The 12200-nt window shown below is 64.7% G+C and carries 12 protein-coding genes; 5 read left to right on the forward strand and 7 right to left on the reverse strand.

Annotation, left to right across the window (positions count from 1 at the left end):
- Positions 1-57: 57 nt before the first annotated feature.
- Genes EYW47_RS03585 through EYW47_RS03595 form a run of 3 tightly spaced genes read right to left on the reverse strand, consistent with a single transcriptional unit; the run spans position 58 to position 1323 of the window.
- Positions 58-336: a hypothetical protein gene (locus EYW47_RS03585; RefSeq protein WP_133193483.1), complete on the reverse strand. Its 279-nt coding sequence runs from the start codon at positions 334-336 to the stop codon at positions 58-60.
- Positions 317-835 carry a DUF2778 domain-containing protein gene (locus EYW47_RS03590; RefSeq protein WP_133193484.1) on the reverse strand — a complete coding sequence of 173 codons (519 nt, stop codon included), beginning with the start codon at positions 833-835 and terminating at the stop codon, positions 317-319. Before EYW47_RS03590 ends, EYW47_RS03585 begins: the two co-directional genes overlap by 20 nt.
- 2 nt (positions 836-837) lie before the next feature.
- Positions 838-1323, reverse strand: coding sequence for an Hcp family type VI secretion system effector (locus EYW47_RS03595; protein WP_133193618.1), 486 nt, complete (start codon positions 1321-1323; stop codon positions 838-840).
- 606 nt (positions 1324-1929) lie between these two features.
- On the opposite strand from EYW47_RS03595, the gene EYW47_RS03600 reads away from it, so the two are divergent.
- Complete coding sequence (locus EYW47_RS03600) at positions 1930-3099, forward strand: porin (protein ID WP_133193485.1); 1170 nt, start codon at positions 1930-1932, stop codon at positions 3097-3099.
- Between the two features lie 152 nt (positions 3100-3251).
- Positions 3252-3659 carry a DUF6232 family protein gene (locus EYW47_RS03605; protein WP_133193486.1) on the forward strand — a complete coding sequence of 136 codons (408 nt, stop codon included), beginning with the start codon at positions 3252-3254 and terminating at the stop codon, positions 3657-3659.
- Between the two features lie 86 nt (positions 3660-3745).
- Here the strand turns inward: EYW47_RS03605 and EYW47_RS03610 are convergent, their stop codons facing one another.
- A complete protein-coding gene (locus EYW47_RS03610) occupies positions 3746-6202 on the reverse strand; it encodes a glycogen/starch/alpha-glucan phosphorylase (protein ID WP_133193487.1) in 2457 nt (818 codons plus the stop codon).
- Between the two features lie 468 nt (positions 6203-6670).
- On the opposite strand from EYW47_RS03610, the gene EYW47_RS03615 reads away from it, so the two are divergent.
- On the forward strand, positions 6671-8020 hold the full coding sequence (locus EYW47_RS03615) for an MFS transporter (protein WP_133193619.1): 1350 nt from the start codon (positions 6671-6673) through the stop codon (positions 8018-8020).
- Positions 8021-8162: 142 nt separating this feature from the next.
- Here EYW47_RS03615 and ltaE read toward each other — a convergent pair whose 3' ends face one another.
- Both ltaE and EYW47_RS03625 read right to left on the reverse strand, forming a co-directional pair.
- Positions 8163-9167, reverse strand: a complete 1005-nt coding sequence (gene ltaE / locus EYW47_RS03620; protein WP_133193488.1) for a low-specificity L-threonine aldolase — start codon at positions 9165-9167, stop codon at positions 8163-8165.
- 188 nt (positions 9168-9355) lie between these two features.
- On the reverse strand, positions 9356-10093 hold the full coding sequence (locus tag EYW47_RS03625; RefSeq protein WP_133193489.1) for a peptidoglycan DD-metalloendopeptidase family protein: 738 nt from the start codon (positions 10091-10093) through the stop codon (positions 9356-9358).
- A 328-nt stretch (positions 10094-10421) separates the two neighbouring features.
- On the opposite strand from EYW47_RS03625, the gene EYW47_RS03630 reads away from it, so the two are divergent.
- Both EYW47_RS03630 and EYW47_RS03635 read left to right on the forward strand, forming a co-directional pair.
- Positions 10422-10742 (forward strand): hypothetical protein, encoded by a 321-nt coding sequence (locus EYW47_RS03630; RefSeq protein ID WP_133193490.1) that lies wholly within the window; start codon positions 10422-10424, stop codon positions 10740-10742.
- A 141-nt stretch (positions 10743-10883) separates the two neighbouring features.
- Positions 10884-11678: a DUF2968 domain-containing protein gene (locus EYW47_RS03635; RefSeq protein WP_133193491.1), complete on the forward strand. Its 795-nt coding sequence runs from the start codon at positions 10884-10886 to the stop codon at positions 11676-11678.
- Positions 11679-12045: 367 nt separating this feature from the next.
- On the opposite strand, the gene EYW47_RS42375 is transcribed toward EYW47_RS03635, so the two are convergent.
- Positions 12046-12174: a hypothetical protein gene (locus tag EYW47_RS42375; RefSeq protein WP_276322925.1), complete on the reverse strand. Its 129-nt coding sequence runs from the start codon at positions 12172-12174 to the stop codon at positions 12046-12048.
- Positions 12175-12200: the final 26 nt, after the last annotated feature.

Consider the following 12200-nt stretch of genomic DNA (forward strand, 5'->3'; position numbering starts at 1 on the left):
CGCCCTTGGCCTCGACAAGCCTTTTTTGGAACACCCGCCAAGTGCCGCGTTTGCCGCCTACGGCGCGGCTACATCCTTGCGTCTCACACTGACGTACTTCCAGACTTTCATAATGAGCGCATATTCAATGCTGGCCACTATCAAATTGACGAGCGCCACCGCTGAAAGATAGAAGCCATCGTAGTCCCTCACGCCGAACATTTGCGATATCGCAATCAGGTAGTGCTGCTGATTGACCGGCATCGGCAATGGATAGGTATGAATGAATCGCATCGATACTAAAAACAAGCCCACAAACAAGATTACTTTAGATATCCTACGGACAAGTGTTGCCATTCGCAATTACCTCTATCCAGCCATAGGCCGTTAGTCCAGAATTGGCTGCAGAAATACTGGTCGTCAGCAACAGCGCTCTCCTGATGGTCTGAAAGTCCGAATAGCTTGGCAACGTGATGCATCCAAACGACACCCCGGCCCCACCGGCAGGATGCAGACGAAAATTGCCGCGCTTCACCCCGTTTACCCAAGTGTAGTCATCGATAACGCCGTCGTCTCGATACAAACCAAACCACTCATTGTGATGGGTTGGACTGCCGATGATTGAGTTACCCATGTCTTTTGCCCACGCTTGCACCTGTGAGCGAATGCCGCCTGAGGGACGATCAACGATCCAATATTTTCCGGCAGGGATAGGCCCGCTATCGGGCACGGCTGTGCATCCGCTCCGGTTGCGATAGATGTCATTTCCCGAGAAAGCGGGAAACGTTCCTACCCCAAACATTACAAGAGTCGAAAGCGGATGGTTATTGACGACGAATTTCCCCTGAATCGCCATGGTCAGGACCGTTCATTCCAACTGTCCGTGAACTTGATGTTCCCGTCCTTGTAATGCCACGTGATGCGCTCATACATCAACCCTATCGACTCAACGTGATTGAGTTGAGACATTCCGGCAAGCTTGGTGTTAGCCATGCCCGGATTGACGCCAACCACCTTGACGCTCTCAAGAAGCATGATGAAATACTCTTCTTCCTTGCCCGCATCGTTGATTCGATACCACTTTAGCTCTGCTGACTTCAACGATTGCCCAGTCGCAACGGCCTTGTAAAGATAAGGGCTTGAAGCGTCAAACTCCTTTTCAATGTGCATGGGGGAATGATTGCGTGATCCGGTAATGTCTCCAGTTTTGCTATCGACTGGCAGATTCACACCGTGGCCGAATCCAATTACTTCGATGCTCCCCTCGCGGCTTTGCACCGTGACCGAACCTTTGATATCCGCACCGCCATCGTCTTTAAGCCACATGTACGCTGGAATAGGCATATTCGTTTCACCTCTGTTGAATTTCGAATGATTAGCCACAGGGCTTCATACGCACCGAGGGTATCAGCTATAAAAACTCAAATTCAACAGGAGCGGCCAGAATTTACATTTCCCCATATTCTATCGCACGACATTTGATAATGCGCATATTTAACCTGCCTGACACGCCGCGCTCTTATATCAGATCCGCACAGGATCGCTGCTCTCGCTCTGAAGTTTTTTAAGCGCACTGGCTCGTGTCCTGACATGAGCCAGTGCTGCGCATCGGAAAGATTCTCTGTCGATTAATTCGCATTGCCAGGTAAATCGATAATCCATATACGTTTTTGGATTATTCAAAGCAGAAAATTTCATAAGCCGGTCTTCGCCGGTTCCAGCACCGCATCGCCCCCCTTCAAATTCCTGCCGAGCCAGTCCCGGCGCGGCTCGTGGCCGCTTGAAGCCGCTCGCAAGCCCTTTGTCGCATCCGCGCCACACCAAGGCGACATTCTGCCTGCACATCCTTACTGTCACATTTCTTTCGCGGCCGACCCTTAAATTGCAGCGCGTCGCATCAACCGGCCCACCAGAGCGCCGGAGACATACGTCCTTTACCCGGAGAAACAGTTGAAAAACAAGATTCTGACCACCGCTATTCTGACCACGTTTGCCGGCGCAGCCCATGCGCAAAGCAGCGTGACCCTGTACGGCCTGATCGATGCGGGCGTGAACTACATCAACCACACGCAGAACGCAACGAAAGGCAGCTCGAAGGCATTCACGTTCGGCGACGGCGTCGCGCAAGGCAGCCGTTGGGGCCTGCGCGGCTCGGAAGACCTGGGCGGCGGCCTGAAGGCGATCTTCGTGCTCGAAAACGGCTTCAACGTCGGTAACGGCACGGCCGGCCAGGGCAACTCGATGTTCGGCCGTCAAGCGTTCGTTGGCCTGACGAAGAGCGACATCGGCTCGCTCACGTTCGGCCGCCAGTACTCGTTCAGCACCGACGTGCTCGGTGGGCAGTACTCGACCGGCGGCAACACGGTCTCGGGCAACTGGGCCTACCACGTCAACGACGTCGACCAGCTCACGTCCAGCCGCATCAGCAACTCGGTCAAGTTTCAGAGCGTGAACTTCTCGGGCTTCACGTTCGGCGGCCTCTATGGCTTCTCGAACACGACCTCGTTCGCAGGCTCCCCGGCGGGCACGACGACGGCTTCGTCGCGTGCGTACAGCTTCGGTGCGAACTACGCATACGGTCCGTTCAGCCTCGGCGGCGCGTACACCGACATCACCTACCCGGCTGCGGCATCGCCCACGACGTTCTCGACCTCGCTCGCCAACGTCAACACGACCGGCAGCAGCACGGGCGTGATCCGCGATCTGCGCTCGTTCGGCTTCGGCGGCCGCTACGTGTTCGGCCCGGCGACGATGTGGCTCCTGTGGACCAACACGCGCTTCGCGCCGGTCACCGGTTCCTCGACGCTCTACAACGCCTACGAAGCAGGCGCCAAGTACGCGTTCACGCCGGCATTCACGGGCGCGGTGGGCTATACGTACTCGCGCGCATCGGGCCTCTTCACGGCGCACTGGAACCAGGTCAACGCGTCGGCGGACTACGCGCTCAGCAAGCGCACGGACGTCTACGCGCTCGTGGCTTACGAAGACGCATCGGGCACCTACAAGGGCGCCCCGGTCCAGGCGCAGATCGGCGATTCGTCGTCGAGCATCTTCGCGCCGTCGGGCAGCGGCTCGCAGAACCAGGTCGCGGTGCGCGTCGGCATCCGCCACAAGTTCTAAGCACGCACGGCATGGCGCCCGCCGCGGCGGGCGTCCGCACACCGTGCGGCGGGCACGGCGGGCTTGCCCGCCAGCCCGCGGCGGCGTGCAGTCTGCCGTCTCGCGCGCGCTTCTGGTACGCTGCGCCCTTTCCCCTCGCAGCGATCGAACCGATGGAACTCCCTTTCAACGAAGCCGGCGTCTCGGTCACGCGCACCGCGCTCTCCGCAGCGGGCCAGGTCTTTGCGCTGCGCGACATCGACGACTTGCGCGTCGTCGCCGGGCAGCGCAATCGCAGCTTGCCCATCGCGCTGTCGCTGATCGGCGTGGCGCTCGCCGCCGTGGGCGGCGCGTATGGCTCGGGAGCCGGGCTCGGGTGCGGCGTGATGATGGTGGTGGTGGGTTGGCTCGCGTGGATCTGGCAGGACGCCAAACACCAGCTCTTCGTGGTGACAGGCGGCGAATCCCGCGAAGCGGTCTGGAGCAACGACCTTGCCTTCCTCGAGCGCGTCGAGCAGGCCGTGCGCGCGGCCAAGGCCGCCAGCGCCGAGGCGAGCGCGGCGCGCCCCGCCGCACAGTAAATCCGCTGTAAATCTGCAGTAGACCCGCGGTCGATCCGCAACCGGTCCGCGGGCAACCGCATGGCTGACGCGCGCCGAGGCGCGGGTCAGCGCCCCGTGTCGATCGGCTTCGTGTGCCAGATCTCGCGCGCGTACTCCGCAATCGCGCGGTCCGACGAAAACATGCCCATGCCCGCCACGTTCTCGATCGCGCTCGCGTTCCAGCTGGGCACGTCCACGAAGCGCCGGTCCGCGGCCTCCTGCGCCAGAACGAACGACGCGTAGTCGGCTAGCACCATGTAGTGATCACCCCAGTCCACCAGCGTGTGGAAGATTTCCGCATAGCGCGCCGGATCGCCGGGCGAGAAGAAACCCCGGCGGATCTGGTCGAGCGCCATGCGCAGCTCGGCGTTCTCTTCGTAGAGCTGACGCGGCCGGTAGCCGGCACAGCGCAGCGCATCGACCTGATCGGCCGTATTGCCGAAGATGAAGATGTTATCCGCGCCCACGGCCTCGCCGATCTCGATGTTCGCGCCGTCCAACGTGCCGATCGTGAGCGCGCCGTTGAGCGCGAGCTTCATGTTGCCGGTGCCCGACGCCTCCGTGCCCGCCGTCGAGATCTGCTCGGAAAGATCGGCCGCGGGAATCAGCACTTCGGCCACGCTCACGCCATAGTTCGGCACGAACACCACTTTCAGGCGCTCTCCCACGACAGGGTCGTGGTTCACTTTCTCCGCCACGTCGTTGATGAGGCGAACGATGGTCTTGGCCATGCGGTAAGCCGAGGCCGCCTTGCCCGCGAACAGCACCACGCGCGGCACCCAATCCCGTTCGGGCTCCTGCACGATGCGGTTGTAGCGCGTGATCACATGCAGCACGTTGAGCAACTGCCGCTTGTATTCGTGGATGCGCTTGACCTGCATGTCGAACAGCGCGTCGGGATTGAACGCGAGGCCGGTGCGCGCGGTGAGCTTGCGGATCAGGCGCACCTTGTTCTCGCGCTTGGCCGCGCGAAACGCTTCTTCGAACGCCGCGTCGCGGGCGAGCTTGCGCAGCGCGCCGAGCTCGAACAAATCGGTGCGCCAGTGCGTGCCGATGGTCTCGTCCACGAGCCGCGCAAGCGGCCGGCTCGCCTGCGCGAGCCAGCGCCGCGGCGTAATGCCGTTGGTCACGTTGGTGAAGCGCTCGGGAAAGAGCCGTGCGAAGTCGGCAAAGATATGGTGCGTCATCAACTGCGAGTGCAGCTTCGAGACGCCGTTCACCTTGTGGCTCGCGACGATCGCGAGATACGCCATGCGCACGCGCCGCTGACCGTATTCGTCGACGAGCGAGATGCGGCGGATGAAGTCGAGATCGTGCGCGCCTTTCTCGCTCGCTTCGCGCAGGAACGCGGCGTTGATGTCGAAGATGATCTCGAGATGGCGCGGCAGCAGACGCGCCAATAGTTCGACATCCCAGGTTTCTAGCGCTTCGGGCATCAGCGTGTGATTCGTGTACGAGAACACGCGCTTGACATGGCCCATCGCCTCGTCCCAGGGCATGTGATGGATGTCCACGAGCAGGCGGATCAGCTCGGGAATCGCCAGCACCGGGTGCGTATCGTTCAGGTGCACCGCGACCTTTTCGGAGAAGCGGCCGAACGTGCTGTGCGTGCGCAAGTAGCGGCGGATCAGGTCCTGCATCGTCGCCGAAACGAAGAAGTACTCCTGGCGCAAGCGCAGCTCGCGGCCCGCCATGGTCGAATCGTCGGGATAGAGCAGGCGCGAGACGTTCTCCGAAACATTGCGCGCCTCCACCGCGCGCTGATAGTCGCCCTGGTTGAACGCGGAGAGGTCGAGCTCCTCGGCGGCGCGCGCGGACCATAAGCGCAGCGTGTTGGTCGCACTCGTCGCATAGCCGGGAATGATGGTGTCGTAGGCCATCGCGTTCACGTGCTCGGTCTCGATCCACTCCACGGTGCCGTTGCTCTGCACCGTGCGTCCGCCGAAGTGCACGGGATATTGCACCTCGGGGCGCGGAAACTCCCACGGGTTGCCTGAGCTCAGCCAGTAGTCGGGCTCCTCAACCTGCTCGCCGTTAATGATCTGCTGCCGGAACATGCCGTAGTCGTAGCGGATGCCGTAGCCGAAACCCGGAATGCCGAGCGTCGCCATCGAATCGAGAAAGCACGCGGCAAGGCGCCCGAGGCCGCCGTTGCCCAGCGCGGCATCGGGCTCGAGATCGATGAGCGATTCCATGTCGACGCCGAGGCCCGCGAGCGCCTCCTTCATCGGCTCGTAGATGCCGAGCGCGAGCAGCGCGTTGGAGAAGGTGCGGCCGATGAGGAACTCCATCGACAGGTAATAGACGCGCTTGGCGTCCTGGTCGTACTGGCGGCGCGTGGTCACCATCCAGCGCTCGACGAGGCGGTCGCGCACGGCCAGCGCGGCGGCATGCAGCCAGTCCTGCGGACGCGCCGTCACGGCGTCCTTGCCGACGCCGTACATCATGCGGTTCGACACGGAACGGCGCAGGGCGTCGGCACTGCTTTTCAACTGGTCGAATTCAAGACCCACTGCTGTCATCGAATATCTCCCGGGAAAACGGCGCGCTGCGTGAGAGCGGATGCGAGCACATGCGGCAGCTGGGCAGGCGCGGATCAGTTTGCAGAGTAGGACATTTTTGGGTGGCGTGCGGCGGCGCGGCATGCGTGCTCCGCATCGCCTCTCACGCGGATGCGCGACGCACGGGCGGCTCGCGGGCGGCTCGCGGGCATTGAGCGCTCTTGGCTGTTAGTTGCATTTGAATCGCTGTGGCAAGGGTGTTGTTGTGAGCGCGCCCGCATATGGAATGCCGGTTTCCACGGCACCTTACAAGCAGCTCACGCTTTGAAGCGTGCGCTGCAGAATCGCGCCGCGTCTGCAACAATCGCGAATTGCCCGCGCCGCGCCCGCCAAGTTCGCGCGTACGTGCCCCAAGCTTCGCATCACCCGAGATCCGCCGTGTCCGACACCCGCACCGCGCAAAGCCTCACCGAGCGCGCCGACGCGCCCATGTCGCCAAGAAACCGTCGCGCACTGGCCGCCATCATGCTCGCCGTCGCGCTGGCGACGCTCGACACCGCCATCGCCAATACCGCCCTGCCCGCCATCGCCGCCGATCTGCACGCGGCGCCCGCCGCCTCGGTCTGGATCATCAACGCTTATCAGCTCGCGATGGTGGCGACATTGCTGCCGCTCGCCGCGCTCGGCGACATCATCGGCCACCGGCGCATCTATATCAGCGGGCTCGCCATCTTCACGGTGGCGTCGCTCGCCTGCGCGCTCGCGCCCACGCTCACGGCGCTGGCCGGCGCGCGTGTGCTGCAGGGGCTCGGCGCGAGCGCGATCATGAGCGTCAACACGGCGCTGATCCGCTTCCTTTACCCGCCGCACCGGCTCGGGCGGGGGCTCGGCATGAACGCGCTGATCGTCGGCGTCTCGTTCGCCGTGGGTCCGACCATCGCCTCGATCATCCTCTCGGCGGGCACCTGGCCCTGGCTCTTCGGGATCAACGTGCCGCTCGGGGCAATCGCGCTCGTGTTCGCGCTGCCCGCGCTGCCGCACACGGAGCGCGGCAAGCATGCCTTCGACCCGCTCGCCGCGCTGCTCAATCTCGTGACCTTCGCCGCGCTGATCTTCGCGCTCGGCGAGGCGGCGCAGCGCGCGCCGGTCAAGGAAGTGGCCGTGGCGGCGGTCACCGCGCTCGTGTTCGGCGCGCTGCTGATCCGCCGCGAAGCCGGCCATCCCGCGCCGATGCTGCCCGTCGACCTGTTCAGGCGGCCCGTGTTCGCGCTCTCTTCGTTGACGGCCATGTGCTCGTTCGCGGCACAGGGCCTCGCATTCGTCTCGCTGCCGTTCTATTTCGAAACGGTGCTGATGCGCAGCCAGGTGGAGACCGGCTTCCTGATGACGCCCTGGTCCGTGGTCGTGGCCGCTGCCGCGCCCATTGCGGGACGGCTTTCCGACCGCTATCCGCCGGGCCTGCTGGGCGCGATCGGCCTCGCGATCCTCGCGGCCGGCATGGCCTCGCTCGCGATGCTCCCCGCGCATCCGGGCCTGGCCGACATCGTGATCCGCTTGTCGATCTGCGGCGCGGGCTTCGGCTTCTTCCAGTCACCGAACCTGAAGGCGATCATGTCGTCCGCGCCGCCCGAGCGCAGCGGCGGCGCGAGCGGCACCGTCGCCGTCTCACGCCTGCTCGGGCAAACGACGGGCGCGGCGCTGGTGGCGTTGTGCTTCGGGATTGCGGGCACGCATGGGCCGACGCTGGCGCTGGGCCTTGGCGCCGCATTCGCGGCGGCGGCGAGCGTGGTGAGCGGCTTGCGGCTGTTCGCGCCGTCGCATCGCGAGGTGAAGCAGTGAGCGACAAACGGACGGTGGCGCTGCATGCGTGAGTGCGGCGAGCGCCCCGCCTGAGCGCGCATGTCTGCCCAGGCAAGCCAAGCCGTGCGCCATGGCGCGCGCGCCGTAATCTCAAGCGGCACGCACCCCGCCCGCGTTCTTGTTAGCGCTTGAAGTAGCCCTTCACCGCCGCGAGGAACGTGTCGATATCGTCGGCGCTCACGTCGAGGTGCGTCACGAAGCGCGACGCATAGAGCATCTGCGTGAGGATGCCGCGCTCCTTGAGCCACGCCTCCAGCGGCGCGCAATCGGCCTGCGGAAACTGCGCGAACACCATGTTGGTGGCCACCGACGCCACCTTCACTTCGTCGATCTGCGCGAGCCCGGCGGCCAGACGCGCGGCATTCGCGTGGTCGTCGGCGAGACGCGCCACGTTGTGATCGAGCGCGTAGAGGCAGGCCGCCGCCAGCACGCCCGACTGGCGCATGCCGCCGCCCAGCACCTTGCGCCAGCGGTGCGCCACGTCGATCAGCGCCTTGCTGCCCACCAGCACCGAGCCGACCGGCGCGCCCAGCCCCTTCGAAAAGCAGATCGACACCGAGTCGAAGCCCTCGGCCAGCGCCTTGAGCGGCTGATTCGACGCCACCACCGCATTGAACACGCGCGCGCCGTCGAGGTGGGTGGCGAGGCCGCGGCCGTGCGCGAACTGCGTGGCCTCGGCGACATAAGCCGCGGGCAGCACCTTCCCGCCGATGGTGTTCTCGAGCGCGAACAGGCGCGTGCGCGCGAAGTGATCGTCGATCGGCTTGATCGCGGCGGCGACGCGCTCCAGCGCGATCGTGCCGTCCTCGGCGTTCTCGAGCGGCTGCGGCTGGATGCTGCCGAGCACCGCCGCGCCGCCGCCTTCGTATTTGTACGTGTGGGCCGCCTGGCCGACGATGTATTCGTCGCCGCGGGCGCAATGCGCCATCAATGCGGCGAGGTTGCTCTGGGTGCCGCTGGGAAAGAACAGCCCCGCCTCCTTGCCGGCCTCTTCGGCCACGCGCGCCTGCAGGCGCAGCACGGTGGGGTCGTCACCCCAGACGTCATCGCCGGTTTCGGCGCCGGTCATGGCGGCGAGCATGGCTTGGCCCGGACGGGTAACGGTGTCGCTACGCAGATCGATCATGCGGATGGCATCCTCGTAATGGCCGTGCGCGCACGGCGCGTTCCGCCGCGTTGCGCGGCGTGGAAACCATCGAGTGTATTTTCAAACGGCGCGTAGTGGGAAGCCGGGGCTAACGCGCCAACCGCCTGGACACGCCGGGTGCGCAGGGACCCGGCGCGTGGGCACGTGATGGTGCCGTGTGCGCGTGTTTAACGCGGGAGCAGTTGCAGCGGATCGACCGGCTTGCCGTCGCTGCGCACTTCGAACACCACGCCCGGGATGCCTTCGTTGTCGACGCCCATTTCGGCGATCGGCTGGCCTTGCGCGACGGCGTCGTCTTCCTTCACGAGCAGCTTGCTGTTGTGGCCGTAGGCCGTCACAGTCTGGTCGTTGTGCTTGATGATGACGAGCGGGCCATAGGCCTCGATGCCCGTGCCTGCATAGACCACGCGGCCTGCCGCTGCGGCCTTGACCTGCTCGCCCTGAGTGCCGCCGATGATGATGCCGTTGGACTTGCCCGGCGAGAAGCGCTGCAGGATCGGGCCGCGCGCGGGCCATGCCAGCGCGATGCCGACCGGCGCGGGCGCGGCGACGCCAGCGGCCGCGGGCGCGGCATTGGTATAGGCGGGCGGCGGCGGGGCGACATTGGCATAGCTCGGCGGCGGCGCCACGCGCAGCACCTGTCCGGGCAGCACCTGCGAGTTCGGCGGCAGCTGGTTCCAGTTCGCGAGGTCCTGCGGGCGCTGGCCATAGGCGCCGGCGATGCGCGAGAGCGTGTCGCCGGGGTTCACGCGGTAATAGCCGGCGGGCACGCCGTTGGACGTCATGGCGGGTGCGGGACCCGGTGCGCTCTCCCAGGGGGGCATGAGCGTGCTGCAGGCGCTGCAGGCGAGCGTGAGCGCGGCCAGTGCCGCGTACGTGCCCGGGATTCGCCGTTGTCGATTCATCTTGCTGTACCTCGCTGGTTCCTCGCTACGTACGACAGGGATACGTATTTGAATGCGCGTGGGGCCGCTGGCGTTCGCCTGCGATACCCTGATTGAGCCGGAATTGGCGAACGGCCCCCATTATATCGTCCCGTGGGTGACGGCCTTTTTTCGCGCGCAGGCCGCGCGCCGCCATCGCCCGCCCGGGGCCCGCAGAACGCTTACGGATGCCCTGCGCACGCACGGCGCACCCGCTTGCGCCCTCGCCTATACTGGCTCTTGCTGCTCTCATCAGATAATCAGACGAAAGGCCTCTCGCTGTGGTGCAACGTCCGTGAGGAATCCGAGGATGAACAAAGCCACTTTCCTTTCTGTGCAGATCAACGTCGAAGACGTCGCGGCATCGCCTGGCCTCGTTGAATTGTTGAACAACCATCTCGTCTTTGCCGCCGACGTTGCAGAAGCCGCGGACGAACTGATCCAGCACGCCAGTATCGCCCGGCTGTCCGGGGGCCGGGAAGCCACTGTCGAGATTCCGGCCGTCGTGGTCGAGCGCCTGCGCGACGCGCTCGACACCCTGAGCGGCTATGACGAAACCTGGCTGTTCGCGCTCGAGCCCGGCCCCGCGCTCTTCGACGATATTGCGCGCCGCAGGCGCCCGCTGCACTGAGCGCCAGCGCATCACAGGCCATGGCGTAGCGGACATCCCACTGTAAGCCGCTCCACCTCGACCGCGTGCCGACCGCCACGGCCCGCCGCCTTTATGCCCGGGCCGCCGCGATGTCTACCATGACATTTGGGGGAAAACGCCGTGAAGTCGTTCCTGAATCGCCGTAGCGCCGTGCTCCCGAGCGGCGCGTCCCACCTCGTCGCCGTCGAGCACGAGGCGCCGCACGAAGCCACACTCAGCGAGGATGCCGCAGTCGAGTGCGACGCGCCCGCCGAACGGTCCGCGAGCACCGACGCCAACCCTGCCGCCGAAACCGGCGCGCTGGCCCCGAGCCCGTCCGACACCGCCGCGGCGTCGCGCCCGGTCTCCACGCTGCACGCGGTGCCGGCCGTGCCCGCGCACCTCTCCAACCGGCCCGTGCAGCTCGCCGACGGCGCTTCGTTCGAAGCCCTCGCCGCCGCGAACGAACTCGTGACCTTCCGCGTGTTCCGCAGCTTCGACTATGCGGTGACGCTGATGTTTCATGGCCCCACGCTCGCCTACTTCGTGACCCTGCATCAGGACAACACGCTCTGGCATGCCCTGCGGGCCACCGATCTCGATGCGGCCGGCGCAGCGTTTCATCATCTCGAAGAGCAGGCGACGCGTCTCGCCGATGGCGAAACGCGGCTCGCCCAACTAGCGGCACAAAACGCGATGCTCACGAAACAGATCGAACAGTCGGAGGCGCAAGCCGAGCGTTTGCGCGTCGACTTGCAGCGCCACACGGAGCAGGAGCACCGCGTGAGCGCGCGCCAGCATCAGGTGCGCAAGGACGTGGCGCAGCTCGAGGCGCAACGCATCGCCGCTCAGGCGCAGTTGAACAAGGCGCACAGGACAATCCATCAGTTGAGCGTGACAAGCAACGAAGGCGTGCCGCACTTACCGGGTCGCTGATGACTCGCGCGCGGCCGCGGCGAGGATAAAGCTAAGCCCGGCGTTTCACGTAGAAACCCGGGCTTCTGTGGTCCTGCTGCGTCTATTGTTCTGCCTGGTGTTCTGCCTGGTGCTGGTCACACAACCATTTCATTTGCCGTCGCCGCTTGGCTGGCTATAACCATCGTTCCCGCACGCGTAACTCGCGGAAGCGGGAAGTGCCAGGACAAGCGATACAGCCAGCAAGGCTGCAAAGATGCGTCGCGCTTTCATTTGTCATCTCCACTGAGTCGATCACAACCGGCCGTCCCGCACGCGAATAGCGAGGCCGCGGGACGCGCAGCCAATACGCCAGGCACTAACAGCGCAGCAGGCAGCTAACGAATTTTCATTTTTTGAATCCGATCGGCGGACCCGCGTAGCCATCGCCCTTATCGTGTGCATAGCCCGCCGTTGAGTGCCCGATTGTCGTCGCCACCGCGACGATCACCATGATCGCAATCAGCCAGGGTCTCATGGCACACCTCCACCTACTCGCTTCAT

The sequence above is a fragment of the Paraburkholderia silviterrae genome (assembly GCF_004353915.1).
In the GTDB taxonomy this organism is placed as follows: domain Bacteria; phylum Pseudomonadota; class Gammaproteobacteria; order Burkholderiales; family Burkholderiaceae; genus Paraburkholderia; species Paraburkholderia silviterrae.